Raw genomic sequence first — 24,376 nt, forward strand, 5'->3', positions numbered from 1 at the left:
CCCCCTTCCCCTCCCTGCCGCGCCCGCCTGCCGGCGCAGGATGCCCCATATGCTGACCTTCACCCGCGCCTGCTATCGCCACCGCACCGCGCGTTTCGCCATCGCGATCCTGGGCCTCTTCGCCCTGCTGGCGATCTTCGCGCCGCATATCGCGCCCTATGATCCCTATGATGCGCAGATCCTCGATTCGATGCTGCCGCCCAGCGCCGATCACCTCATGGGCACCGATCTCTCCGGGCGCGACGTCTTCTCGCGCATCCTCTACGGGGCGCGGATCTCGCTCGTCATCGGCCTCTTCGCCGTGGCCATCTCGGTCTCCATCGGGGCCACCATCGGGCTGATCTCGGGCTATTACGGCGGCCGTTTCGACAATATCGTCATGCGTATCATCGACGTCATGATGGCCTTTCCGGGCATCCTGCTGGCCATGTCCATCGTCGCCATGCTGGGCACCGGCCTGGTCAACGTGATCATCGCCGTGGGCATCGGCGGCATCACCGAATTCGCCCGCGTCTCGCGCGGCTCGGTCCTGACGATCAAGCAGGAGGTCTACATCGACGCCGCCCGTTCCACCGGCTGCTCCGACCTGCGCATCATCTTCCGCCACGTGCTGCCCAATGCCCTGCCCCCGATCATCGTGCTGGCCTCCATGTCCTACGGCTGGGCGCTCCTGTCGGCCACCGGCCTCAGCTTCCTCGGCCTCGGCGCGGCGCCGCCCGCCGCCGAATGGGGCGCCATGCTCTCGGATGGCCGCGACGTGATGTGGGATGCCCCCTGGGCCGCGATCTTCCCCGGCATCGCCATCCTCTTCATCGTGCTCTCGTCGAACCTGCTGGGCGACGCGATCCGCGATATCCTCGACCCCAGGATGAAGGTCTGATCATGGCCCGCTTTCTCCTCCGGTCCGGCCTGCTGGTCACCGATCCCACCGCGCAGCCCGGCGTGATCCCGGGTGGCGCCCTGCTGATCGACGGGGCCCGCATCGAAGAGACCGGCCCCTTCGAGGCGCTGCGCGCCGCCCACCCCGACCTGCCCGTTCAGGGCGATCCGCAGGCCATCGCCATCCCCGGGCTGATCAACGCCCACGACCATGGCCGCGGCATCTCGCCTCTCAGCCTCGGCATCGACGATGACGTGCTCGAGCCCTGGATCCTCTCGCTGATGCGCCTGCCCATGCTCGATCCGGGCACCGACACGCGCCTTTCGGCCCTGCGTCAGCTCCGCTCGGGCATCACCACCACGGTCAATTCCTACTACCATCCGGGCAACAGCGCCGAGTATCTCGCCGCCGTCCGCGCGGGCTATGCCGCCGCCGGGATGCGCGCCTCCATCGTGCTCTCCGCCATGGACCGGCCCGCCACCGTCTCGCTGCTGCGCGCCGTTGTGCCCGACATGCCCGCAGAGCTTCAGGTCCAGGCACAGGCCTACCTGAACCGTCGCGGCACCCCCTTCGACATGACGGCCTGGGCCGATCTGCTGCGCGCCGCCGCCGCCGACACGTCACTCGGCCTCACCCGCATGATGGCCGGTGTCATCTCCGCGCACTGGAGCAGCGACGAACAGCTCAAGCAGGTGGCCGACCTTGGCCGCAGCCTCGGCCTCGCCTCGCAGATGCACCTGCTGGAGAGCCGCTATCAGGGCCGCGACCGCGCGGCCTTCGGCGGCCCCGGCGCCATGATCGCCCATCTCGCCAGCCTCGGCGCCCTCGACGGCGCCGCCTCTGCCGCCCATTGCACCCAGATGGACAGCGCCGACATTGCCGAAATGGCCCGCGCCGGTGCCGCCGTCGTCACCAACGTCAGCTCGAACCTGCGCCTGCGTTCCGGCATCGCGCCGGTGCGCGCCATGATCGACGGCGGTGTCACCGTGGCCATGGGCCTCGACAGCGCCGGGATCAACGACACCGCCGACATGTTCCAGGAAATGCGCCTCGCCCACCGGCTGCACGGCACGCTCTCCGCGCGAGAGGTCCTTGCCATGGCCACGGTGCAGGGTGCCCGCGCCACGGCGCAGCCCGATCTCGGCACCCTCCTGCCCGGACAGCAGGCCGATGTCGTGCTCCTTGATGCCTCGGAGATCTTCTCGCCCGGCCTGATGCAGCCCGAAGATATCTTCGACCGGCTGATCTACTGGGCCCGCCCCGATCACGTGCGCCACGTCTACGTGGCCGGCGCGCCGGTGATCACCGATGGTGCCCATGGGAACCTGACCGAAGAGGCCCTGGTGGCAGATCTGGCCGCGCAGATCCCCGATCAGCCGGGCGACTTCGACGCGCTGCTGCGCGCCGTCGCCCCCTACATGCGCCGCGCCGCCACCTGATCGCTCAGCAGGGCGCCGGCCCAGAGAAACCCCGCCAGCGTATCCGCGCCCGAGCTGTGGCCCTTGGCCATCACGCGGGCCAGCGCCCCCGCCTGCGTCCCCGGCCCACCGCAGATCAGCGCCTGCCAGTCCGCGCTCACCTGCCCCTCGGCCGCGGCCGCCATGAAGGCGCAGGAAATCGTCGTCGTCGCGCCCTCCGCAGCCGCATGGACCGGCGCGCAGAGCTCTGCCGCCGCCCTGCCCTCGCTCAACCAGAGCCCAGTCATCATCCCCATCAGGAAATCATCGCCCGCCGGGGTCAGCCCGGCGCCGAGGCCCAGCAGCGCCCCTGCCGCCCGGCCCAACGCCGCGCCGTCCCGCGCGATCACTGCCGCGGCCAGCGCCTCCGGCGCCACCGGCCAGTCCCCCGTCTCGCCCAGCACCGCCGCCAGCCAGGGCGAGGCATGGCCCCGCCCCCGCGCCGCCACGGCCAGCGCGGCATGATCCGGCATCGCGGCACCCTCCGGCAGACCGCTGTCGAATGTCTCCGCCGCCTCCAGGTCCAGCCGCCGCGCGCCAAGGCGCAGCACGCCGCCCTTCAGCGCCGCGCCGCCGATCCCGTCAAAGGGTTCCGCCATCACGCTCAGCGGCCCGGCGTCCCACCTGCTCAGCATCACGACCTGACCGCCCCGGGGCGTTTCCAGATGCAGGTAGCCGTGCCGGTCGAACCGCGCCAGCGGCTCCACCGGCCCCTCCGCGCCCCGCAGCCGCAGCGCCAGCCATCGGGAAACCCGCAGGCTCATGCCAGTGCCGCCGCGCGTTCTGGCACCACCCGGGTGCCCGAGCGCCCCGCCACGATCTCGCCGATCCGGTCGAGCGCCCCGATCACCGCGGTCTTGCCGGTCGCGCGCACGAATCGCTGCGCGGCCTCCACCTTGGGCCCCATCGAGCCCCGCGAAAAGCCCAGCGCGTCGAGCTGATCGGGCGTCACTTCCTCCAGCACCCGCTGGTCGGGTTTGCCGTAATTCACGAAAACCCCCTCCACGTCGGTCGCGATCACGAAGAGATCCGCCGGGATCCGCTCGGCCAGCAGCGCCGAGGCCCTGTCCTTGTCGATCACCGCGTCCACCCCCTGCATGCCGCTCTCCGTCTCGATCACCGGGATCCCGCCGCCCCCGGCGCAGATCACCACCGCGTTCTGTTCCAGCAGCCAGCGGATCGGCCTGTGCCACAGGATCCGCTTCGGCTGCGGCGAGGGCACCACCCGGCGCCAGTCGTCGCCGTCCTGCCGGAACTGCCAACCGTGCCCTGCCGCAAGCGCCTCTGCCGCCTCGCGGGCCATGCCAGGGCCCACGAACTTGCTCGGATCGCCGAATTCCGGGTCATCGGCATCCACCTCGACCCGCGTCAGGATCGTCGCCACCGGCACGTCATAGCCCAGGATATTGCCCAGCTCCTGCTCCAGCATATAGCCGATCATCCCGCCCGTCGCGGCGGTCATCACGTCGAAACCGTATACCCCCGGCCCGCCCAGCGCCTGCGCCTGCATCGCCAGCAGCCCCACCTGCGGGCCGTTGCCATGGGTCAGGATCAACTGATGGGTGCGGGCCACCTCGGCCAGGGCGCCCGCCGCCTGCCGGGCATTCTTCTGCTGCGTCGCCGTGCTCGCCGGTTCGCCGCGCTGCATCAGGGCATTGCCGCCCAGCGCTATCACGAGTTTCATCTGTGTCCTTCCTGCGGGCCAACCCTATGCGGGCTTGCCATGTCCGGACAATTGTTCGCATAATGCACTATAGTTTGCATGGAGTAACGCCATGATCTGCCGCCCCTGCCTGCCCGCCACGCCGCGGCTGCCCAAAGCTGCGGCAGCGGCGCGGGTGCGCACCCGCGCAACGTGCACGCCGGCCCCCCGCGCGCTGCCTTGCAAGGTGGCACCACGGCGCGCATTGCCCGCCAAAGCAGGGCGAAATCGCCGCACCGCACCGGAATCCCCCTGCCCTCGGCGGCGCCGGATGATATGCGGGGCTCAGTACAGAAACGGGACTTCTTCGTGACCAAGACCGATACCGACACCGATGCCGCGCCCAAGTCGAAGCCCCTCGTCGGCTCGCTCGTCCATGGCCTGAACATCATCATGGCCTTCGACAAGACCGACCCGGAAATGACGCTCACCCAGGTCGCCGAGAAGACCGGCATGGACCGTGCCGGCGCCCGGCGCTACCTGCTGACGCTGGCCAACCTGGGCTTCGTCGCCCAGAACGGCCGGCTCTTCCGCCTGACGCCAAAGGTCATGGATCTCGGCTATTCCTACCTCTCCTCCATGCCGCTGGCGGAAAAGGCGCAGTTCTACCTCGACCGCATCCGCGACCACTCCGGCTTCCCGGTGGCGCTCGGCATCTTCGACCAGGATCACATCATCCACGTCGCCTCCGCCAATACCGACGAGTTCCACTCCCCCGCCCTCACCATCGGGCGGCGCTTTCCGCTGGCCTATGCCTCGGCCGGGCGCTGCATCGTCGCGATGATGGAGGAGGACCGGCGCGAGGCGATCCTGGCCGAGATGGAGTTCGCCCCCGCCACCGACCGCGCCATCACCACCATCGACGCCATGCGCCAGGAGCTCGACCGCATCCGCGCCCAGGGCTACGCCCTCGTCGATCAGGAAATGGCTCCCGGCATCCGCTCCCTCGCCGTGCCCGTCTTCAACATGCGCGGCCACATCATGGGCAGCCTCAACACCTTCACCTTCTCCTCCATCGTCTCGACCGAGAAGCTGATCGCCGATGCCCTGCCCGAGATGAAGATCGCCGCCGAGGAACTCGGCCACACGATGCCCTGAGCGCCACCCGCTCCGCGAGAGTTTCAACCTTTCGGGAAAACATCTCTGGACTTATCACCCAGACATGTTATCAGGGCTTGGCTAACGTTTTTCTTTATCGACCACTGTCTCCCTAATACGGCGCTCAGTCTTTCGATCCGGACCGACCACGCCGAGCTGTCGCATACCGCGGGCAGCACCTCTTACAGGAGACTACGGATATGGCCACTGGCACCGTAAAATGGTTCAACACCACTAAAGGTTTTGGTTTCATCGCACCCGATGGCGGCAGCAAGGATGTCTTCGTGCACATCTCTGCCGTTGAACGCGCAGGCCTGACCGGCCTGGCGGACAACCAGAAAGTGACCTTCGACATCGAATCCGGCCGTGACGGTCGTGAATCGGCTTCGAACATCGCCCTGGCATAAGCCTCAGCGATCGCTAAATCGGAAAACGCGGTGCCCTCGGGCGCCGCGTTTTTCGTTTCAGGGGGTCAGGCCCGTGACCTGCCCCGCGCAAATGCGCCCGAAGCCACCGCCCCTCAGGCGAAATGGCAGGCCGCGAAATGGCCGCTTTCCAGCACCCGCAGCGCCGGCGCCTCTGCCCGGCAGCGCGCCTCGACCATCGGGCAGCGGTTGCAGAACCGACAGCCCGGCACCTCCTCCATCGGGTTGCCAAGCTCGCCGCGAATCCCCTCCAGCACCGGCTTGCCCGCCTCGCTCACCTGCGGCACCGGCACCGATTTCAGCAGCGCCCGCGTGTAGGGATGGCGCGGGTTTTCATAGAGCGCCTCACTCGGGGCCAGCTCGACCACCGCGCCCAGGTACATCACCGCCACCCGGTCCGACATGTGCCGCACCACCGCCATGTCGTGGCTGATGAACAGGAAGGTCACGCCGGTGCGTTTCTGCAGGTCCTTCAGCAGGTTGATGATCTGCGCCTGGATTGACACGTCCAGCGCCGAGATGCTCTCGTCGAGCACGATGAACTCGGGCTCCACCGCCAGGGCGCGGGCAATGCCCACCCGCTGACGCTGGCCGCCGGAAAACTCGTGCGGAAACCGGTCGAGCGCCGTGGCATCGAGGCCCACCTGTTCCAGCAGCTCGACGATCCGCGCCTCGCGCGCCGGCCCCCTGGCCAGGCCGTGCACATGCAGCGGCTCGTTCAGGATGTCGCGGATCTTCATCCGCGGGTTCAGCGAGGCATAGGGATCCTGGTAAACCATCTGCATGCGCTTGCGCATCGCGCGCATCTGCCGCCCCGACACCCGGGTCAGCGGCTGGCCGTCAAAGATCACCCGCCCGCCGGTGGGCGCCGTCAGGTTCAGCACCGCGCGGCCGACCGTCGACTTGCCACAGCCGCTCTCGCCCACCAGGCCCAGCGTCTCGCCGCGCCGGATCGCCAGCGTCACGCCGTCCACCGCGCGCAACATCGGCACCTGGCCCGTCACCATGCTGCGCCGGCCCACCTCGAAATGCACCTGCAGGTCCTGCACCTCGATCAATGTCTCTTCAGCCATGGGCGGCCTCCCCCGTCCTGTCATGCCGCTCGCTGTCATGCCGATCGGGCCGCCAGCACGCCGCCATGTGTCCGGGCGTCAGCTCGGCCAGCGGCGGCAGGCTCTCGCGGCACTGCGCCACCGCATGGGCACAGCGCCCGGCGAACAGGCAGCCGCCCTCCGGCGCCGCGCCCCCCGCCGGCAGCGCCTTCAGCGCGCCCTCAGGCTTGCGGTCGACCCGCGGCATCGAGGCCAGCAGCGCCTCGGTATAGGGGTGCCCCGTGGCGTTGAAGACCCGCACCGCCGGCCCGTCCTCGATCCGGGTGCCCGCGTACATCACGATCACCCGGTCGGCCAGCGCCGCCACCACCCCAAGGTCATGGGTGATCCACAGGATCGACATGCCGAACTCGGCCTGCAGCCCCTTGACCAGTTCGATGATCTGCGCCTGGATCGTCACGTCGAGCGCCGTCGTCGGCTCGTCCGCGATCAGCAGGTCCGGCGCGCCCAGCAGCGCCATGGCGATCATCGCCCGCTGCCGGATCCCGCCCGAGAGCTGGTGCGGATAGCTCTTCATCCGGCTTTCCGGCGCGGTGATCCCCACCTTTTCCAGCATTTCCAGGCTGCGCGCCCGCGCCTCCGCCTTGCCAAGGCCAAGCTGCTCGCGCGCAAGGTCCGTCATCTGCCGCCCGATGGTCAGCAGCGGATTGAGCGCCGTCATCGGATCCTGGAAGATCATCGCGATGCGCTTGCCGCGGATGGCGCGCATCTGCTTTTGGCTCAACCCGGCGATGTCGCTGCCGTCAAAGACGATCCGCCCCACCTCGCGCCGCCCCGGCTCGCGCACCAGGTCGAGCAGCGCCAGCACGGCGTTCGACTTGCCCGATCCGCTCTCGCCCACAAGGGCCACGATCTCGCCGCGCCCGACGTCAAAGGACAGGTCGCACACGGCACGCACCGCCCCCGGGCCGGTGCCGAAGGTGACATTCAGGTTCTCGATGCTCAGCAGCGGTGTCATCGGCTCGGGCCTCAGTTCTGGCTCTGGCTGTAGGTCTCGCCAAAGGCCTTCAGGGCGCTGGCGAAACATCCGAAGGGCGCGGTGGTCTGCCCCGCCCCGATCACGCCGCCCTTGCGGTGCGCGATGGCAGTATCGATAACCGGGGTGATCCGGGTCTGCACCACCTTTCGGATGTCCACGCCGGTGGGCGTGCCGATGAAATCCATCAGCCCGATGCGGAACTCCGGGTTCTCTCCTTGGGTGATCTGCTGCATCTGCTGCACCACGCCGGTGGCGCGGGCGAAACTGCCGTCGACGAACTGCTGCAGCACCGGCGCCGCCGCCTGGGCATGGCCGCCCAGGCCCACGGTCTCCATGATGGCACTGTCGCCGATGTCGGGCACCGCATCCGCATCCGACCATTCCGAGGAGAAGTAGAGCCCCTCGATCCGGTTCGCCGGCGCGGTGAACCACCGATCGCCCAGCCCCGCCACGCGGATGCCGAAGTCGACCCCGTTGCGGCACATGGCCGACACCACCGTGCAGTATTCGATCCCTGCGATGGCATCGGCCATGGCCTTGCCCGCCGCCATCGACAGCACCAGGCTCACCTGTTCGTTCACGATCAGGTAGTCCAGCACCTCCTGCAGGCGCCCCTCGTCGTCGCAGGTATCGCGCAGCGGCAGCACCAGCTGGTTCAGCAGCATGGCCGACCCGCCGGAGTTGCGGTTGTGGCATTCGTCGCCCATCTCCAGCGCCCGCGCGATCAGCGGCTTCACCGGGATGCCGCCCATGGCGCGCACCGCAGCGCCGAGGGTCGGGCCCAGCACCTCGGCCAGCCAGGTCCAGCGTTCGCGCGCCGCGCGGTTGTATTCGTCGCGGTCCTGCAGCCCGCTCGCCGGGCCCTGGAACAGCTGCGAATGGCCCCGAACGTCGTTCACCGGGTCATGCACCACCGCCATCGCGGTCGAGGCGCTGGTGATCCCGGCCATGCCGCCCGTGGCGCCGTGCTCGTGACAGGGCGCCACCCTCACGGCACCGGCAAGCAGCATCGCCTCGGCCTCCTCCTCGGTTTCGGCCAGCCCCTCGTGCAGCACCGCCTGCACCACGCCCATCTTCTGCGGCCCGCACATCTCGGCCCAGGCGATCGGCGGGCCGGCATGCAGCACCGTCTCCTTCGTCATCCCCGGCAGCACCTCCAGCGCCGGGCGCACGTCCACCCAGACGGGGCGCGCCGCCACCATCCGTTCCAGCGCCACGGCATTGGCCGCGGCGATCTTCTCGCGCAGCTCCATCAGCCGGCCACCTTCGCGCCGAATGCCTTCAGCGCCGCCTCGAAGCAGCCCATGGGCGCGCGCACCTCGCCGGCCCCGATCAGCCCGCCGTCCTTGTGGGTGATCGCGGTATCCAGCAACGGCGTGATGCCGGTCTTCACCACCTTGCGGATGTCGATGCCGATGGGGCCCGGGGCGAAATCCATCGCCGGAATCCGCACGTCTGGGTTCGCGCTCTCGCAGATCTCCATCATTTCATGCGTGTTTCCAATGGCCTGGGTCAGCGTCCCGTCCACGTATTGCGTCACCGTCGGCGCGCAGGGCTGGATGAAGCCGCCGAGGCCGATGGTCTCGGTAATCGCACTGTCGCCGAGGTCCGGCGCCGCATCCTCGGCGCTCCACTCGGCGCGGAAGAACAGGCCCGACACGTCATTGGCCTTGGCGGTGAACCACTGATCCCCCAGCCCGCTCACCTTGATGCCGAAATCCACGCCATTGCGTGCCATGGCGGTCACGATGGTCGAATACTCGATGCCCTCGGCGCCCATCAGCATCGCCTTGGCGGCGGCCATGATGCCGTGCAGCAGGAAATGCTCGCTCTCCACCAGGAACTTGATCGAGGCCCGCACATCCTCCTCCGGCAGCCCCTTCAGCGCCACCAGATGCGGATAGAGCTCCTTCAGGAACAGCGAGGTCGCTGCCACCGAGCGGTTGTGGCATTCGTCGCCCATCTCCACCGCGCGGCCGATGATCGCCTTCATGTCGATGGGGCCCGCCGCCGCCAGCGCCGCCTTCAGCACCGGGGCAAATGTCTCGGCCTGCCAGGTCAGCATGTCGAGCACGCCCTGATCCCACCAGCCCCACTTCAGCAGCCGCAGCCCGCCACCCTCGGAGATGCAGGAATAGGCCCGCTTGCCCTGTTCGGGGTTCTCCACCACCAGCATCGGCGTGCTGGCGCTGGTGATGCCGGCGCCCGCGCCCACGGTGTCGTGGAAATGGCAGGGCTCGGTCAGGATCTCGCCGGCACGGATCTTGGCCTCGGCATCCGCCGCATCGCTGGCCAGCCCTTCCCAGATCGCGGCGCCGATGATGCCATTCTTGTGCGGGCCGCACATGCGGTCCCACTCGATGGCAGGGGCCGAATGCAGGATCATGTTGGGCGTCATGCCCGGCACCACCTCCAGCGCCGGCGCCACATCGATCAGCTGCGGCCGTGCGCTCTTCAGCCGGTCCACGGCTTCGGCATTGGCGGCGTCGATACGGGATTTCAGGTCACTCATCTTGGTCTTCTCCTCGCCCGCGCGGGCCGGGGCCCGGGGCAGAATTGTCAGTTATTTCAGGGGGGTCAGCCCGCTCACAGCAGGCTGTCCAGCAGATCCATCAGGTCGTCGTCACGCTCGGGCGGCGGGCTCCACTGCACCTGCACCACCGACACGCCTTGCGCGCGCAGCGCCTCGGCAAACAGCTCCGCACCCAGGTTCACCACCTCCAGCGGCGCATCGGACAACAGCGGGTTCACCCCCGCCACCTCTGGCTTACTCATCGATCTTCCCCAGGTAACGGGCGGCATGACGCACCGCCTCTGCATTGCTGCGGGCCACGAGAATGCCCGCCCTGCGCAGGGTTTCGGCCTGCGCCTCATAGTCCTGCACGTCGCCGCGCGTGCCGCAGATCGTCACGATCACCGGCAGGGCACGGCCGTCTTCGGCGGCAATCTCGCGCGCCGCATCGATCGTCGCGGCCAGCCCCCTTGCCGGGTCGCCATGCGCGCCATAGCCGATCACCAGATCGATCAGCAGCAGCGCCACCTCCGGGTCGGCCGCCTCCTTCAGGATGCGCTGGTTGCGCACATGCGGGTCGATCATCGGGTGCGCGCGGCCCTCGGTATAGGCGTCCTCGCCCATGTCGATCACCGTGTGCTCGCGGCTCGCGAACAGGTCGGTCAGCTCCATCTCGCCATGGGCGAGGTTCGACCAGACCGGCCCGATCTCACGGCCCAGCAGATAGAGCGCCTCGTAGCAGAGCGTGCCGCCGGCATAGAGCCCGCGCAGGTACTTCTGGCCCGGCTTGCGCTCGGCCAGCGCCGGGGTCAGCAGGGTCTCGACCTCGTCGTCGCTTGCCGTCGGCAGGGCGCCCGCGCCCCCGGCCAGCCGCGCCGCCGCCTGTGCCGTCTCGGCCAGCGTCTCGGTAAAGGTGATGTTGCCGCGCGCCGCGCCGGCGCTCTGGCCGACAAAGTTCGCCACCACCGGCTTGCCCAGCGTCTCGCAATAGCCCAGCACCTTTTCGGCGATCTCCGCGCTCGGCGGTTTCGAGGTGATCACGATCACCTCGGTGCCCGCGTCCCCGGCCAGCAGCGCCAGCGCCTGCAGCATGGTCTGCCCGCCGATCTCGGCCTTCAGGTCGCGCCCGCCGGTGCCGATGGCATGGCTGACCCCGGTGCCCAGCCAGTCGAGCAGAGAGGTGATTTCCTGCGTGCCCGTGCCGCTGGCGCCCACCACGCCCACCGGCCCCCGCGCCACCTTGTTGGCAAAGCCCAGGCAGGTGCCGTTGATGATCGCCGTGCCGCAATCCGGGCCCATCAGCAGGCGGTTCTTCTCGCCGGCCAGCGCCTTCAGCTTCTGCTCGTCCTCGATCGCCACGTTGTCGCTGAACAGGAAGACATTCAGCCCCAGCTCCAGCGCCCGTTTCGCCTCGCCATAGGCATGCGCCCCCGGCACCGAAATCGCCGCAAGGTTCGCCCCCGGATGCGCCGTTACCGCCGCATCCAGCGTCCGCGGCAGCACGCTCGACGCGCTGGCCTTTGCCCGCGCGTTCAGCGTCTCCACCGCCGTGGCCACCGCCGCATCGGCCTCGGCCTCGCTCTCGGCCACCAGCGCGATGACAAGATCATCGGGCCTGGCCGCCTGCGCCGCCTCGGTCATCAGGCCAGAGGTCGTCAGGATCTTCTTGTTGTTCACGGTGGCCATCATCACCATGGCCTCGCTCACCCCGGCCTCGTGCCGGATCGCCTCCGACACCCGCATCAGGCGGACGGAATCGTGGTATTCCCGCGGGCGGACGATCACGCGTGTGGCCATGCTCATTCTCCCGCTTCCACCTTGGCATCCACCGGTGCAAAATCGGTGTCATGGAACAGCGGATAGGCCCCGATCGCATCGAACTTCATGCCCGTCACATCCTTGCGGGTGACCACCAGATTGGTGTTGCAATGCAGCGGCACGGCCAGCGCGGCCTCCATCACCTGCTTCTGCACCTCGTTGAAGAGCGGCACGTAGTCCTCCGGCGTCAGGCACGTCTCGGCCTTGTCGATCAGCCGGTCGATCTCCGGGTAATCCTCCGCCCCCCGCTTGGACCAGCCGTAACAGCCCGGCCCGCTCTGGCGCGAATGATAGACAAAGCTCAGCAGCTGCGAACTGCTGGCGTATTTCCCCTGCGGGATCAGGCTGTGGCGCCCCTCCATGCCGGCGGCAATCCACTCCGGCGGGCTGCACAGCTCCACCGTCACGGCGATGCCCACCTCGGCCAGCTGCCGCGTCACGATGGCGCCGAACTCGGGATAGAAATTCACCGGCAGCGCATAGAAGACCACCTCCAGCGCCGTGCCGTCCTTCATCCGGCGACCGTCCTCAAGGGCCCAGCCCGCCTCCTCCAGCAGCGCGCCCGCCCGTGCGGCGTCATGGGGGTACATCCCCTCCACCGCCGGCTCATAGCCCAGCGTGAACTGCGACACCGGGCTGTGCGCCCGCTGGAACTCGCCGTGAAACACCTCGGCCACCAGCGCATCGACATCGAGCGCATGGCTGATCGCCCGGCGCACCCGGATATCGTCCGTCGGGCCCTTCCTGATGTTCATCATCAGGCTCACCGGCACGCCCCGGATCGGCCAGGTCGTCACCTCGAAGCGCCCGTCGGCGCGCAGCTCCGCGCAATCGCCGGGGTTGGTCGCAAAGATCGCATCGACCTCGCCGGCCTTCAGTGCCGCCGTCCGCGCCGCGTCATCGGCCAGGAAGACGAACTCGATCTCGTCGAGCGCCACCGGCCCCTGCGTCTCCACGATCTCCGGCGCCCAGGCGTAATCCTCGTTGCGGCGGATCACCAGCCGCTCGCCGGCCTCCCAGCGGTCAAAGACGAAGGGCCCGGTACCCACCGGATGCCGGCGGATGCCCTCGCCCATCTCGGCGATGGCCCTGGGCGACATCGGCGCCAGCCAGCCCTGGCTCAGCGCATCGAGAAACAGCGCATAGGGCCGCTCCAGCCGGATCTCCAGCTCCAGCGGACCCAGCACCACCGCCTCGCGGTAGCTGCCCAGCAGGCTGCCGGCCAGCTGCGAGCGGTTCGCCGGGTCGCGCGCCCGGTCGAGCGAGACCTTCACCGCCTCGGCGTCACAGGCCGTGCCGTCGTGGAACCGCACCCCCTCGCGCAAGCGGAAAGTGTACCGGCACTGGTCCTCCGACACTTCGAAAGATGTCGCCAGGCCGGGCAGATAGGCCCCCTCTGCCGTCTTGTTGACCAGCGTGTCGAAACACCCCTGCGTCATCTGCAGCGCCAGCTCCGCCGCCCCCAGATGCGGGTCGACATTCGAGGGTTCGTAATGCACGCCGATAGTCAGCCGTTTCACTCTTTGCTTCCCGGTATTAGTTCGCATAATAAACAGATGTGCGTATTTGGAACATCGCCCTGCCGGAATGCAAGGTGCAAAACCATTGAGCGGCGCCGCTGCGGGCGCTCCGCGGCGCGCATGGCCCGGGCCTGATGCTTATTCGGGCATCCCGGGGCCCCAACCCAGTGACCAGTGACCAGTGACCAGACGAGAGACCAGACCAGAGGCCCCGCGATGAAAAAGATGACAGCCCTTCCCGGCGCCCCCGCCCCCGACGCGCAGATCGACGCCGCCACCCCCCTGCCCGCGGGCGACCGCGCCCGCCTGCTGGCCCATGTCGCCTCCCTCGCCCCCCGCATGGCCGCCCTCGCCCGGGCGCTCTGGTCCAACCCCGAGCTCGGCTATCTCGAGGTCGAGGGCTCCGCCGCCATGGCCGCCCTCTGCGAGGAGGAGGGCTTCACCGTCACCCGCGGCGTGGCCGAGCTGCCCACCGCCTTCCTCGCCACCTGGACCGCGCCCGCCGGCACCGGCGCCTCAACCGGCCCCGCCATCGGCTTTCTGGCCGAGATGGACGCCCTCCCCGGCTTCTCCCAGGATGCCTCGCCGGTGCGCAGCCCGATCCCCGGTCAGACCAACGGGCACGCCTGCGGGCACCACCTCTTCGGCGCGGGCTCCATCGGTGCGGGGCTGGCGCTGGCGCGCTGGCTGGCCGAGACGGGCACCCCCGGCCAGGTCCGCATCTACGGCACCCCCGCCGAGGAAGGCGGCGCCGGCAAGGTCTACATGGCCCGCGCCGGCCTCTTCGACGGGCTCGCCGCGGCGCTGCACTGGCACCCCGACGATTGCAACAACGTCTGGCAGAGCCGCTCGCTCTCCACCCTCGGCGGGCGCTTCCGCTTCCATGGCCGCACCGCCCATGCGGCGCTCGCCCCGGAAAAGGGCCGCTCGGCGCTGCACGGGGTCGAGGCCTTCCATCACATGGCCGCACTCATGCGCGAGGTGGTGCCGCTGCACACCCATATCCACTACGTGATGACAGAGGGCGGCCAGGCGCCGAACGTGATCCCCGATCTCGCCGAGAGCAGCCTCGGCGTGCGCCACCCCGATCCGGCAGTCGCCCGCGACGTCTTCGAGCGTCTCGTCGCCGCGGCCGAGGGCGCGGCCATGGGCACCGGCACCACGGTCGAGGTCATCCGCAACGGCGGGGTGCACTCGATCCTGCCGAACGACACCATCGGCCGGGTGATGTATGCCAACATGGCCGAGGCCCCCGCCATCGCATGGAGCGAGGAGGAACGCGCCTATGCCCGGCAGATCCAGGCCTCGATGGAGGCCCCCGGCGATCTCGCCAGTGTCGACACCCTCGGCCCCTATGTCTTCGACAAGATCGGCGCCTTTTCCTCCGACGTGGGCGATGTCAGCTGGCTGGCCCCCTGCGGCGGGCTCGGCACCGTCACCTGGGTGCCCGGCACCGCGCCCCACACCTGGCAGGCGGTGGCCGCCGGCGGCACCTCGATCGGGGAAAAGGGCATGGTCCTCGCCGCCCAGGGCATGGCGCTCGCCGCGGCCAACCTGCTGGCCCGCCCCGAGCTCCTCGCCCGCGCCCGCGCCGAACTCGACACCGCCCGCGGCCCCGGTTTCACCTACCGCCCCCTCGTCGGCGACCGCGAGGCCCCCCTCGACTACCAGCGCCGCGCGGCGGAATAGCCACCCCCGGGCCAGGGCCGCCCCCGGCACCCACCTCCGGCCCCCCCGGGCACCCGCCCCTTCATCTTTCGCCAAATATGGCCTCCCGGCGCCTGCCGGGGGCGCCCGGCCCGCCCTTCATCTTTCTCCAAATACGGCCGCCGGAGGCGGAAAATTAACCTTTCCGCCCCTCCCGGCGGCGCCCGTTAACGCACCGACGCAATACCGACGCGATACCGACGTAATACCGACGTTGGAAATGTGGAAAATCAACGCGTTAACCTTCGTTACCAGAGGGGCATCCGACGTAAGGCCCGCTAATGCCCGCCCCGTCCCCTGGCCCTCAGGCGGTCAGCACCGCCAGCACCCGGGCCATCTCCGGCGCCGTGCCGATGGTGATGCGCATCGCCGGCACGCCCTCGAAGCGGGGCACGGCCCGCACCTCGATCCCCGCCGCGGTCAGCGCCGCGATCGCCCCTGTCGCATCCCGTGCGCCCCGGCCCTTCACCAGCAGAAAGTTGCCCTGCCCCTCGGGCACCTCCCATCCCGCCGCGCGCAGGGCCTGCGCCGTCTCGCCGCGCCGGGCGCGCACCTCGGCCACCACTGCCTTCAGGTGCCCCTGGTCCTCGAGCGCCGCCAGCGCCCCGGCGAGCGAGGGGCGCGGCACCGGAAAGCTCGGCAGCACCCGCGCCAGCATCTCCATCAGGGCCACCGGCCCGGCGGCCCAGCCCACCCTCAGCCCCGCCAGCCCGTGGGCCTTGGAAAAGGTCCGCATCACCATGGTGTTGCCGGTCCCCTCCGCTGTGCCCAGCAGATCGAGGCCCAGGCGCGGCGGATCCGCGAACTCGATATAGGCCTCGTCCAGCATCAGCAGGACGTCGCCGGGCAAACCCTTGCGCAGCCGCCATATTTCCTGTCGCGACAGCATCCGCCCCGAGGGGTTCGCCGGGTTGTCGATTAGCACGATCCGGGTGCGCTCCGTCACCGCGTCCAGCATCGCCGCCACCGCGTCCGGCGCGCGCTCCACCGCCACCGGCACCGCTCCCGAGGTCAGGATATAGCCGCGGAACTTCATGAAGCCGTCGCCGAAATAGGCCACCTCGTCGCCCGCCCCGGCAAAGGCCAGCAGCGCCAGCGGCAGCATCAGCTCTCCGCCCGCCGCCGAGAGCACCTGCCCCGGGCGCAGCCCGTGGCAGGCCTCCAGCGCCCGGTTCAGCGGCGTCGCCATCATCGGCGGATAGAGCCCGCTCAGCGCCGCCTCCGCCTCCCGGTGCAGCGCCGCCGCCACGCCGGGCGCGGCCCCGAAGCGGCTCTCGTTCGCGTTCAGCATCAGCGTCCCTTCGGGCGCGGGCCCGTCGCGTTCCGCCTCTGCCGGCCGTACCGGCAACGGGATCTCCGCCACCGCGGCGCGGGCCGTCACATGCTCAGTCATTCTGCTCTCCCAAAGCGCTTACCCGGACATATTTCTCTTGGAGAACGGGTAGGCGGTCATTAGCCTTGCTAATATGATCGCACCGCTTCCCTTCGCCGCCCTGCGCACCTTCGAGGCCGTCGTCCGCCTGCGCGGTTTCGCCCGCGCCGCCGAGGAACTCGGCGTCACCCAAAGCGCCACAAGCCAGCAGGTAAAGGCCCTCGAAGACTGGCTCGGGCGGCGGTTGATCGACCGGGTTCCGGGCGGGATCAAACCCTCCGAAGATGGCATCACCCTCGCCGAGGTGATCCGGGAAAGCTTTGGAAACGTAGCGGAATTCTGCAACGACCTGCGCGAGGGCAGCCATGTCAGACTGACCATCGGACTGGCCTGCAACCCGGGCTTCGCCTATCTCTGGCTGATCCCGCGGCTGATCAATTTCGACCAGGCCTTCCCCGAATATCACGTCGCGGTGGTCACCTCGTCGCGCCCCGAGGATTACCTTGGAACCGACGTCGACATCGCGATCCGCTACGGTCCGGACAAGGCCCGGCCCGGCCACGAGAGCGTTAAGCTTTTGTCCGAGACGCTCTTCCCTGTCTGCGCCCCCTCGCTGCTCGACATCCATCCCATCCGCACCCCCCCGGACCTCGCCCACCACACCCGCCTTCTGGACCAGGTTTCCCGCGAACGCGGCGCCGCCGCGCCGAGCTGGCAGTACTGGGCCGCAGAGGCCGGCGTCAGCCTGCCCACGCCCCTGCGCGAACGGCGTTTCGGGCAATCGAACATGGTTATTCAGGCCGCCATTCAAGGACTTGGCGTGGCGCTCGGGCGCGAACCGCTGGTCTCGGATGCGCTGAATACAGGACAACTGGTCCGCCCTCTCGGGCAGGTTGCGGCCTCTGAATACAGCTACTGGCTGGCCTACCGGCGCGGGGCGCTGAAGTCTGACCGGGTGCGCGCGATCCACGACTGGCTGCTCGCCGAGGCGGCCAGTGATGCCGCCGGCGCGCTCCGCCGCTGACATTGCCCCCGCCGCCCTCTCACGGCGCAAACCGAACCTCCAGACGCGCGACGGAATGAAACATCGCCGAGACGTTGAGCTCGGCCGAAACGACCTGCAGATCGGGAATCCGCCGTGCGAGCTGAGCGACAGCCTCCCCTGTCTCGATGAGAGCAATGTGCTGCCCGAGGCAAGAGAACCCACCGCCACCGAAATTCATGTGCTGCACCGGAACGTTACGCCCAAGGCGAAACGTGCAAGGCGCGTCGAATATGTCCGACTGTCGCTGGGCAGCGCCAAAACTGTCAAAGACGTTGGTGCCCGCCGGAACGCTCACGCCGGCGATCTCGGTCTCCACCAGGGCCTTTCGCGTCGTCGAAATGGATCGCGGCCAGAGCCGCATCGTTTCGCGCAGTGCGTCCGGCACGAGTGATGGCTGTTCTGCCATCTGCCGGCAAAGTCCCGGAACGCGCGTCATGCGATCCACCGCTATGGCGATCTGGTGGGCGGTATTGTCGCTGCTGCCTTCGACCAGCATGACCCCGATCACTTCCAGGCCGGTCTCGGTCAACGCGCCCGAATCCGCCATGGCGATCAGTTCCGACAGCAGGTCGTCGCCGGGCATCGCGCGACGCTCTGAAATCCGTTCGCGAACATAGACATAAGTGCCGGCGAAAGCATCGACGATGCGGTCTCGCACGCCCGGATCCCGATCGGAAATGCCCAGCATCGCCGCCGACAGATCCATGACCCGCCCTGCGTCGGCCATCGGGGCATTGACCCAGGCGCAATAGACACGCGCCGGCACAAGATCCGCAAAGGCAAATTTCAGGTCGACGCGCCCGCCCTCCGACAGTTCGTCGATCAGACTTGAGACTACCGCTGCGATCATGGTGCGCAGGGCATCGGCGCGGGCGGGGCCCATCACCTGCAACATGGCCTTGGGCAAACGGCTTCGCTCCGCGCCGCAATTCTGCCCTTCCAGCGCACTTCGCTTGACGGTCATCGCCTTGCTGTCATCAGGCAGTCCCACGAGTTCGACCAGATCCAGGTGGCCGTTCCCCAGATCGCTATTGACGAAGAAAGACCGGCACAACTGATAATCGAGCAGTCCCAGCCCCCTGAAACTACGTGCCATGGGCGTGCGCACCGCCTGGCGGGCAAGCCAGCAGAAGGGATCCTGCGCAAAGGCCGGATCGCCATAGTCGATGAAGGGCAGTGCCTCGAAACTCTGCGGCATGGCCTAGCGCTCCAGCCGGGCGAACACGCGCGAAAGGGCAAAGCATATAAGGAAATAGAAGCCTGCGCAGGTGATCCAGCCTTCAAAGACCAGGCGCGTCGAGGCCACCATCTCCTGTGTCTTGAAGGTCAGTTCCTGGATCGAGATCAGCGACACGATGGAGCTGTCCTTGATCAGCATGATGAACTGGTTGGCCATGGGCGGCACGACCCGCTTGAGCGCCTGTGGCAGCACGACATAGCGCATTTCCTGCAGGTAGCTCATGCCGATCGAGCGAGCAGCCTCGCGCTGGCCCTTCTCGACCGACTCTATACCGGAGCGGACGATCTCGCCGACAAAGGCGCTCTCGAAGAGCGCCAGCACGATCACCCCGGCTACCAGCTGCGGGAAGAGACGCATATTGCCGAAGAAGAAGGTCCAGAGGGCAACGTTTTCGGACCGGGCAATACTCCGCCCCCAACGCTCGAGGCCCAACGTGTCGATCAGCGGCGCGGACAGGAAAAAATAGAAGATGAACACCACGACGACCGGCGGAATGTTCCGTAGCAGTTCAAGGTAGGTACGCGCCAGCATGCGGATGGCCAGGCTGCGTGAACTGCGCGCCAGTCCAAGGACCACCCCCAGGACGAGAGCCGGGATACTGGCGTAGATGACGATGCGAAGTGTCATCCCCACGCCCTGCAGAAGCAGGTTGGCGAACCACTCCTCGCGCTTGGTGTGCCAGCCGACGATGTAATTGGGAATAAGATGCCAGCGCCACTTGTAGTTCAGCGTGCCGCTGATCTGCATGGCGAGATAACCGAAGAACAGCAGGAGCAGGCCGAGGATCAGCCAGTCGCCCCATTTCAACCGCTTGATATAGCGCATCTGTCGTCTCGCATTCTGCAGCAGGCAGTTGGAACGGGGCCGAAGGGCCCCGCACGTCTTCAGATAAGGATCACTCGGGAACCTGGTCGGCCCAGTCCTCCGTGGTGAACCAGTAGTCGTGGGTCTTCTCGAGCCAGCCATTGCGCATGTTGACCTCGATCCAGTTGTCGAAAACGTTCAGCGCATCCGGGTCGCCCTTGCGCAGGGCAAAGCCCTCGCCCTGGGCCATGAACAGCTTGTCGAAGGGCACGTAGAGCGTCTCCGGATAGCGACGCGCCTCGCTCGATGGCAGAGGCTCGCTGGCCATCATGGCATGCGCTCGGCCGTTCAAAACTTCCTGCGGCGGCAGACTGGAATCGTCGAACAGGATCAGGTTCGCCTTCGGGAAGATGTTCTTGATCGCCGTCTCGCCAATGCTGCCCCGCACCGTTGCCAGGGTCACATCAGGCGAATTGTAATCCTCTTCGGTGAACCCGTCCGTCATCTGCTTGTTGGCGAGGATCGTCAGGCCGGAATAGGCGTATGGCTCGGTAAAGTTGATCGTCAGGTTACGTGCCGTGGTGATCGACATGCCCGAGATGATCACGTCGAAATTGCCCGATACCAGCGCCGGAATGATCCCATCCCATGCGGTTGGCACGAATTCCACATCGACGCCCATGTCTTCGGCCAGCTTGCTGGCCACGTCGATCTCGAATCCGATCAGATCACCGTTCACGTCGCGCATCGTCCAGGGCTTGAACATCGAGATCCCGACCTTCATCACCCCTTCACGCTTGATGGCTTCGATGACGCTCTCGCTGGACAGTGCCTGTGTGGCCGATTGTGAACAGGCCGGCATGGCAAGGCCGGTCCACAGAATGGCCGAAGCCGCCATGCCCAGCAGGCCCCTCTTGGTCAGTTTCATGTGATCTCCCTTTCGTTGGACGTGGCGCCTGTGGCGCGGACGGTTTCCTGTTGGTTTCAGTTGCAATTCCGAAGAAGTCGCTTGTCTGCGCATCAGCGATCCTCGCGCCGCAGACGCCGCTCGAGCCCGCTGGCCAGAAAGGACAGCGTGACGGTGACGACGAAGTAGATCAGGGCGACCACGAACCAGATTTCGAAGCTCATGTAGGTGTCCGAGATCACGTTGCGGCCGATAGTCGTCAATTCGGCCACGCCGATGACGCTGACGATTGCGGAGGACTTGATCAGCTGGATCGCCTCGTTGGTCATTGGCGGCAGCATCAGGCGTACGGCTTGGGGCAGCACGATGTAGCGATAGACCTGGGCCCGGGTCATGCCGATGGCGTCTGCCCCTTCCCACTGCCCCCGGGGAACGGCGTTGATGCCGGCTCGGATGATCTCGGAGACGAGCGCACCGTGAAAGACGCCGAGGCAGAGGATCGCCGCAACCAGCCTGTCCCAGCCGAAGATCGGCCCGAGCACGTAATAGAAGAGATAGACCTGAACCAGCAGCGGGACGTTGCGCAGGAATTCCAGCAGGCAGAGCGACACCGCCCGGCCCACCACGAGATCCGACAGGCGCAGAAGAGCCATGCCCAATCCGATGGCCAAGGCCAACAGGAAGGCCACTAGCGCGATGGCCAGTGAGGCCCCGAGACCCACCAGCAGTTCGCCGAACTGAAAGCCGTCATCGGTGAAGCGATAGATGTACTTGGGAACATTGTACCATTGCCAGTTGTAGCCCATCCGCGCCGACCCGGCATAGGCGGCATATATCCCCGTCCCGAGGATCAGGAGATAGATCAGGATCTGAACCGGCGTCGACCGCATGACATGCCTGAACCGCGCCGGGCGATCCGCCCCGCTGCGGGCCGGCAGCTCGGCCAAGGTGAGGTCATTCATTGACATGCCTCAGTAACTCAGGATCTTGCCAAGGAAGTCCCGGCAGCGCTCAGTCTGCGGGTTCCCGAAAAAGCTCTCCGGATCGCCCCATTCGACGATTTCGCCGGCATCCATGAAGACAACCCGGTCCGCCACCTTGCGGGCAAATCCCATCTCGTGTGTCACGCAGACCATCGTCATGCCCGTTTCGGCCAGTTCGACCATCACGTCGAGCACCTCGTGGATCATCTCGGGATCCAAGGCCGACGTCGGTTCGTCGAACAGGATGATCCGGCTCTTCATGCAGAGAGAACGCGCGATGGCAACGCGCTGTTGCTGACCACCGGAAAGTTGCCTTGGATACTTGTCGGCCTGGTCAGGAATGTGCACCCGCGCGAGGTAGTTGCGCGCGGTTTCCTCGGCCTCCTGCCGTGAGAGTTTCAGTACCTTGCGTGGTCCGATCATCAGGTTTTCCAGGACCGTGAGATGCGGGAAGAGATTGAATTGCTGGAACACCATACCGACGTCCTGGCGCAGCCTGTTGATGTTGCGGCTCTCTTCCGTCACCTCGATCCCGTCCACCCAGAGATCCCCGCTCTGGTGAAATTCCAGGGCGTTGAAACAGCGGATCAAAGTTGACTTGCCAGAGCCTGAAGGCCCGCAGATCACCACGCGCTCTCCCTCGCCGATATCAATCGATATGTCGCGCAGCGCATGATAATCGCCGTAGTACTTGTTCAGTTTGCGGGCGCTGATCACGGCTTTTTCTGACATCATTCGTGCTCCTGGAGTATCGGAGCGCCGCGCTGTCTGCGGCGCGAGGACGGCCTGGCATCAGATTCAATAATGACCATGCTAATACACCTTTGCAAAAGTTTACCGTAGCTTCCTCGCAACTCATCGGCCGCACGAATTCCTTCGCACGCACATCAGGCGGCACGTTTGAATGATCAGCTGCTTTTCGAAAGACGCCTGGTGTCTGCCCGATAACATTTGCCGCAAAACGCGCCGGGCCCGACCCTCTGTCGCCGTGGGGCAAAGGTCAAAGGCTTTATCCCTTGACGATATTTTTTTCCCACAGGTAAATACCTGAGCCGATATGAAAGCCTCGGATTTGCGCCAAGTGACCGCGAAATGAACGGTGGCCGCATCCGCTGGGGCCATTCGGCAAGCAGGTTACAGGAAAGGATCCCTATGTCAGCCTGGATACGCATGATCCCCGACAGCGAAGCAGACGCGACACTGAAGGAGGCCCTGGACCTGGCGCGGACGCCGCATGGCACCGTGGACAACGTGATGCGGGTCCACGGCCTGCGCCCGAACACCATGCGTGGCCACGTGATCCTCTATCGCGCCGCGCTGCACGATCAGGCCAACACAATTCCCATGTGGCTGCAGGAGGTGATCAGTTCCTATGTCTCGATCCTGAACGACTGTCCCTACTCGCTCGCCAACCACTGGAAGAACGCGGAACATCTGATCGGGGATCCCGACCGCACGCAAAGCATCGAGGCGGCCCTGCAGGCACAAAAGCCCGAGACCGCCTTCTCAGGTGCCGAACTGGCCCTGATGCGCTATGCGGAGAAGCTCACGCTTTCTCCGGGCAATATGCAGGAAAGCGACGTGACTGCCCTGCGCGAGGCAGGCCTGGATGATGGAGAGATCCTGGAGGCGAACCAGATCATCGGCTATTTCAACTACGTAAACCGGTTGCTGAACGGGCTGGGCGTCAGCACCGAAGGCGATGTCGTGGGATATTACAAGGACGACGAGGCATGACGCGCGAACCGGATATGACCGGCAGCCCCCTTCAAACTGATCTCGACCTCACATCGCCGGGCAAACGTAGCGGTTTCTTCGGGCTCGTCTGGTCCGACAACGCGGTGCCTCTCGGGGTCTACCCGGTGCCTGTCATGGTGATCAGCGGCGCCCCGGGTCCAACTGTCCTGCTGACGGCGGGCGTGCATGGGGATGAGTACGAAGGCCCGACGGCCCTGATGAAGCTCTTCCAGCGCCTCGTACCGGAAGAGATCAACGGCCGCCTGATCCTGTTGCCGCAACTGAATGCACCGGCCTGTTCCGCTGGCACACGCTGCTCTCCTCTTGATGGCGGCAACCTGAACCGAAGCTGCCCCGGCGACCCGAAGGGCGGGCCCACGGCGCAGATCGCGGCCCTGCTGTCGCAGCACCTGATGCCCATCGCCGACGCAGTGATCGACCTACATTCAGGCGGCCAGGCCTCCTGGTTCCTGCCCTGCAGCCTTGCGGCGCGGGACAAGGACGGCGACCTCGACAACGCCAACATGGAACTGGCCCGAGCCTTTGGCGCAGAGACTGTATGGGTGCTGCCCGGTACAACCGGCAACGGCTCGGTCAACAACGCGGCGACGGCCCTCGGTGTGCCCTGCATCGCGGCGGAACTGGGCGGCGGCGGTCATGTCGGGCTGGCGGCCCAAGCCTCTGCAGATCGTGGCATCGCGGGCGCCCTGACGCATCTGGGCGTTCTGTCAGAGACAATTCCCGCGCTTGACGACCCTTCGAAGATGCCGCCGGCGGTGGAATTCACCGGCCCCGACGCGCGGGTCGTGGCCACAGTCTCCGGGCTTTTCGAACCTGCCTGCGAGGTTGGCACACTGGTGTCCGAAGGGCAGCCCCTCGGCTTTCTTCACGACATGGAACGCCCTGGGCAGGACCCAACCGTGGTGCCGAGCCCCAAGGCCGGCCTGCTGCTGGCAGGTACACGGAGGGGCCACATCCGTCGAGGTGATTTCGTCGGCTATATCGCCACGCCGATAACCGAGAACTGGCGCTGAACCGCTGCACTGTCCCGCGATACGGGCACATCGCGGGACAATTT

General features: G+C 67.0%; 23 protein-coding genes. 8 read left to right on the forward strand and 15 right to left on the reverse strand.

Translation table 11 applies throughout. From position 1 onward, the window contains the following. Positions 1 to 49 precede the first annotated feature (49 nt). Together AC0WR5_RS15190 and AC0WR5_RS15195 are read left to right on the forward strand one after the other, a co-directional pair. Positions 50 to 880 (forward strand): ABC transporter permease, encoded by an 831-nt coding sequence (locus AC0WR5_RS15190; protein ID WP_475864350.1) that lies wholly within the window; start codon positions 50 to 52, stop codon positions 878 to 880. A gap of 2 nt (positions 881 to 882) precedes the next feature. Further along, positions 883 to 2,319 carry an amidohydrolase family protein gene (locus AC0WR5_RS15195; protein WP_475864352.1) on the forward strand — a complete coding sequence of 479 codons (1,437 nt, stop codon included), beginning with the start codon at positions 883 to 885 and terminating at the stop codon, positions 2,317 to 2,319. Here AC0WR5_RS15195 and AC0WR5_RS15200 read toward each other — a convergent pair. Further along, on the reverse strand, positions 2,295 to 3,101 hold the full coding sequence (locus AC0WR5_RS15200) for an oxamate carbamoyltransferase subunit AllH family protein (RefSeq protein WP_475864353.1): 807 nt from the start codon (positions 3,099 to 3,101) through the stop codon (positions 2,295 to 2,297). The genes AC0WR5_RS15195 and AC0WR5_RS15200 overlap by 25 nt on opposite strands. Beyond that, positions 3,098 to 4,021, reverse strand: coding sequence for a carbamate kinase (gene arcC, locus AC0WR5_RS15205; protein ID WP_475864355.1), 924 nt, complete (start codon positions 4,019 to 4,021; stop codon positions 3,098 to 3,100). The genes AC0WR5_RS15200 and arcC overlap by 4 nt, the downstream gene beginning before the upstream one ends. 327 nt (positions 4,022 to 4,348) lie before the next feature. On the opposite strand from arcC, the gene AC0WR5_RS15210 reads away from it, so the two are divergent. Together AC0WR5_RS15210 and AC0WR5_RS15215 are read left to right on the forward strand one after the other, a co-directional pair. After that, positions 4,349 to 5,137 (forward strand): IclR family transcriptional regulator domain-containing protein, encoded by a 789-nt coding sequence (locus AC0WR5_RS15210; RefSeq protein ID WP_475864357.1) that lies wholly within the window; start codon positions 4,349 to 4,351, stop codon positions 5,135 to 5,137. Positions 5,138 to 5,337: 200 nt separating this feature from the next. Next, positions 5,338 to 5,544, forward strand: a complete 207-nt coding sequence (locus AC0WR5_RS15215) for a cold-shock protein (protein WP_119839374.1) — start codon at positions 5,338 to 5,340, stop codon at positions 5,542 to 5,544. A 113-nt stretch (positions 5,545 to 5,657) separates the two neighbouring features. Here AC0WR5_RS15215 and AC0WR5_RS15220 read toward each other — a convergent pair whose 3' ends face one another. The 7 genes from AC0WR5_RS15220 to AC0WR5_RS15250 form a co-directional block, all read right to left on the reverse strand. Next, complete coding sequence (locus AC0WR5_RS15220; protein WP_475864358.1) at positions 5,658 to 6,635, reverse strand: ABC transporter ATP-binding protein; 978 nt, start codon at positions 6,633 to 6,635, stop codon at positions 5,658 to 5,660. Further along, positions 6,628 to 7,632 (reverse strand): ABC transporter ATP-binding protein, encoded by a 1,005-nt coding sequence (locus tag AC0WR5_RS15225; protein ID WP_475864360.1) that lies wholly within the window; start codon positions 7,630 to 7,632, stop codon positions 6,628 to 6,630. Before AC0WR5_RS15225 ends, AC0WR5_RS15220 begins: the two co-directional genes overlap by 8 nt. An 11-nt stretch (positions 7,633 to 7,643) precedes the next feature. Further along, positions 7,644 to 8,906, reverse strand: a complete 1,263-nt coding sequence (locus tag AC0WR5_RS15230; RefSeq protein ID WP_475864361.1) for a YlbE family protein — start codon at positions 8,904 to 8,906, stop codon at positions 7,644 to 7,646. Continuing rightward, positions 8,906 to 10,165 (reverse strand): YlbE family protein, encoded by a 1,260-nt coding sequence (locus tag AC0WR5_RS15235; protein ID WP_475864363.1) that lies wholly within the window; start codon positions 10,163 to 10,165, stop codon positions 8,906 to 8,908. Before AC0WR5_RS15235 ends, AC0WR5_RS15230 begins: the two co-directional genes overlap by 1 nt. A gap of 74 nt (positions 10,166 to 10,239) precedes the next feature. Then, positions 10,240 to 10,428: a hypothetical protein gene (locus AC0WR5_RS15240; protein ID WP_475864365.1), complete on the reverse strand. Its 189-nt coding sequence runs from the start codon at positions 10,426 to 10,428 to the stop codon at positions 10,240 to 10,242. Continuing rightward, a complete protein-coding gene (fdrA, locus tag AC0WR5_RS15245) occupies positions 10,421 to 11,962 on the reverse strand; it encodes an acyl-CoA synthetase FdrA (protein ID WP_475864367.1) in 1,542 nt (513 codons plus the stop codon). Before fdrA ends, AC0WR5_RS15240 begins: the two co-directional genes overlap by 8 nt. A 2-nt stretch (positions 11,963 to 11,964) precedes the next feature. Beyond that, on the reverse strand, positions 11,965 to 13,503 hold the full coding sequence (locus tag AC0WR5_RS15250; protein WP_475864368.1) for an ABC transporter substrate-binding protein: 1,539 nt from the start codon (positions 13,501 to 13,503) through the stop codon (positions 11,965 to 11,967). 216 nt (positions 13,504 to 13,719) lie between these two features. Between AC0WR5_RS15250 and AC0WR5_RS15255 the strand changes: the two genes are divergently transcribed. Next, positions 13,720 to 15,192 carry an amidohydrolase gene (locus tag AC0WR5_RS15255; protein ID WP_475864370.1) on the forward strand — a complete coding sequence of 491 codons (1,473 nt, stop codon included), beginning with the start codon at positions 13,720 to 13,722 and terminating at the stop codon, positions 15,190 to 15,192. A gap of 322 nt (positions 15,193 to 15,514) precedes the next feature. Here AC0WR5_RS15255 and AC0WR5_RS15260 read toward each other — a convergent pair whose 3' ends face one another. Beyond that, entirely contained in the window at positions 15,515 to 16,603 is a 1,089-nt protein-coding gene (locus AC0WR5_RS15260; protein WP_475864372.1) for a pyridoxal phosphate-dependent aminotransferase, read from the reverse strand. A gap of 73 nt (positions 16,604 to 16,676) precedes the next feature. Here AC0WR5_RS15260 and AC0WR5_RS15265 point away from each other — a divergent pair, with 73 nt between their 5' ends. Next, positions 16,677 to 17,606, forward strand: a complete 930-nt coding sequence (locus AC0WR5_RS15265) for a LysR substrate-binding domain-containing protein (RefSeq protein ID WP_475864374.1) — start codon at positions 16,677 to 16,679, stop codon at positions 17,604 to 17,606. A 19-nt stretch (positions 17,607 to 17,625) separates the two neighbouring features. On the opposite strand, the gene AC0WR5_RS15270 is transcribed toward AC0WR5_RS15265, so the two are convergent. The 5 genes from AC0WR5_RS15270 to AC0WR5_RS15290 form a co-directional block, all read right to left on the reverse strand. Then, a complete protein-coding gene (locus tag AC0WR5_RS15270) occupies positions 17,626 to 18,825 on the reverse strand; it encodes a cytochrome P450 (RefSeq protein WP_475864375.1) in 1,200 nt (399 codons plus the stop codon). Between the two features lie 3 nt (positions 18,826 to 18,828). Further along, a complete protein-coding gene (locus AC0WR5_RS15275; RefSeq protein ID WP_475864377.1) occupies positions 18,829 to 19,692 on the reverse strand; it encodes an amino acid ABC transporter permease in 864 nt (287 codons plus the stop codon). 70 nt (positions 19,693 to 19,762) lie between these two features. After that, the gene (locus AC0WR5_RS15280) at positions 19,763 to 20,599 is read right to left on the reverse strand and encodes a transporter substrate-binding domain-containing protein (RefSeq protein WP_475864378.1); all 837 of its coding nucleotides are present in this window, start codon (positions 20,597 to 20,599) and stop codon (positions 19,763 to 19,765) included. Positions 20,600 to 20,691: 92 nt separating this feature from the next. Next, entirely contained in the window at positions 20,692 to 21,540 is an 849-nt protein-coding gene (locus AC0WR5_RS15285) for an amino acid ABC transporter permease (RefSeq protein ID WP_475864379.1), read from the reverse strand. Positions 21,541 to 21,549: 9 nt separating this feature from the next. Then, positions 21,550 to 22,293 carry an amino acid ABC transporter ATP-binding protein gene (locus AC0WR5_RS15290; RefSeq protein WP_475869037.1) on the reverse strand — a complete coding sequence of 248 codons (744 nt, stop codon included), beginning with the start codon at positions 22,291 to 22,293 and terminating at the stop codon, positions 21,550 to 21,552. 420 nt (positions 22,294 to 22,713) lie between these two features. Between AC0WR5_RS15290 and AC0WR5_RS15295 the strand changes: the two genes are divergently transcribed. Both AC0WR5_RS15295 and AC0WR5_RS15300 read left to right on the forward strand, forming a co-directional pair. Continuing rightward, positions 22,714 to 23,298, forward strand: a complete 585-nt coding sequence (locus AC0WR5_RS15295) for a carboxymuconolactone decarboxylase family protein (protein ID WP_475864381.1) — start codon at positions 22,714 to 22,716, stop codon at positions 23,296 to 23,298. Then, entirely contained in the window at positions 23,295 to 24,332 is a 1,038-nt protein-coding gene (locus AC0WR5_RS15300; RefSeq protein ID WP_475864383.1) for a succinylglutamate desuccinylase/aspartoacylase family protein, read from the forward strand. Before AC0WR5_RS15295 ends, AC0WR5_RS15300 begins: the two co-directional genes overlap by 4 nt. Positions 24,333 to 24,376: the final 44 nt, after the last annotated feature.

The organism is Pseudooceanicola sp. DL12 (genome assembly GCF_056270665.1).

Coding starts and splice junctions, on each gene's coding strand:
- AC0WR5_RS15265 (WP_475864374.1), top strand. CDS start 16,677: ATGATCGCACCGCTTCCCTTCGCCGCCCTGCGCACCTTCGAGGCCGTC.
- AC0WR5_RS15235 (WP_475864363.1), bottom strand. CDS start 10,165: ATGAGTGACCTGAAATCCCGTATCGACGCCGCCAATGCCGAAGCCGTG.
- AC0WR5_RS15195 (WP_475864352.1), top strand. CDS start 883: ATGGCCCGCTTTCTCCTCCGGTCCGGCCTGCTGGTCACCGATCCCACC.
- AC0WR5_RS15290 (WP_475869037.1), bottom strand. CDS start 22,293: ATGTCAGAAAAAGCCGTGATCAGCGCCCGCAAACTGAACAAGTACTAC.
- AC0WR5_RS15255 (WP_475864370.1), top strand. CDS start 13,720: ATGAAAAAGATGACAGCCCTTCCCGGCGCCCCCGCCCCCGACGCGCAG.
- AC0WR5_RS15260 (WP_475864372.1), bottom strand. CDS start 16,603: ATGACTGAGCATGTGACGGCCCGCGCCGCGGTGGCGGAGATCCCGTTG.
- AC0WR5_RS15280 (WP_475864378.1), bottom strand. CDS start 20,599: ATGAAACTGACCAAGAGGGGCCTGCTGGGCATGGCGGCTTCGGCCATT.
- AC0WR5_RS15275 (WP_475864377.1), bottom strand. CDS start 19,692: ATGCGCTATATCAAGCGGTTGAAATGGGGCGACTGGCTGATCCTCGGC.
- AC0WR5_RS15300 (WP_475864383.1), top strand. CDS start 23,295: ATGACGCGCGAACCGGATATGACCGGCAGCCCCCTTCAAACTGATCTC.
- AC0WR5_RS15190 (WP_475864350.1), top strand. CDS start 50: ATGCTGACCTTCACCCGCGCCTGCTATCGCCACCGCACCGCGCGTTTC.
- AC0WR5_RS15285 (WP_475864379.1), bottom strand. CDS start 21,540: ATGAATGACCTCACCTTGGCCGAGCTGCCGGCCCGCAGCGGGGCGGAT.
- fdrA (WP_475864367.1), bottom strand. CDS start 11,962: ATGGCCACACGCGTGATCGTCCGCCCGCGGGAATACCACGATTCCGTC.
- AC0WR5_RS15270 (WP_475864375.1), bottom strand. CDS start 18,825: ATGCCGCAGAGTTTCGAGGCACTGCCCTTCATCGACTATGGCGATCCG.
- AC0WR5_RS15295 (WP_475864381.1), top strand. CDS start 22,714: ATGTCAGCCTGGATACGCATGATCCCCGACAGCGAAGCAGACGCGACA.
- AC0WR5_RS15240 (WP_475864365.1), bottom strand. CDS start 10,428: ATGAGTAAGCCAGAGGTGGCGGGGGTGAACCCGCTGTTGTCCGATGCG.
- AC0WR5_RS15215 (WP_119839374.1), top strand. CDS start 5,338: ATGGCCACTGGCACCGTAAAATGGTTCAACACCACTAAAGGTTTTGGT.
- AC0WR5_RS15220 (WP_475864358.1), bottom strand. CDS start 6,635: ATGGCTGAAGAGACATTGATCGAGGTGCAGGACCTGCAGGTGCATTTC.
- arcC (WP_475864355.1), bottom strand. CDS start 4,021: ATGAAACTCGTGATAGCGCTGGGCGGCAATGCCCTGATGCAGCGCGGC.
- AC0WR5_RS15200 (WP_475864353.1), bottom strand. CDS start 3,101: ATGAGCCTGCGGGTTTCCCGATGGCTGGCGCTGCGGCTGCGGGGCGCG.
- AC0WR5_RS15230 (WP_475864361.1), bottom strand. CDS start 8,906: ATGGAGCTGCGCGAGAAGATCGCCGCGGCCAATGCCGTGGCGCTGGAA.
- AC0WR5_RS15225 (WP_475864360.1), bottom strand. CDS start 7,632: ATGACACCGCTGCTGAGCATCGAGAACCTGAATGTCACCTTCGGCACC.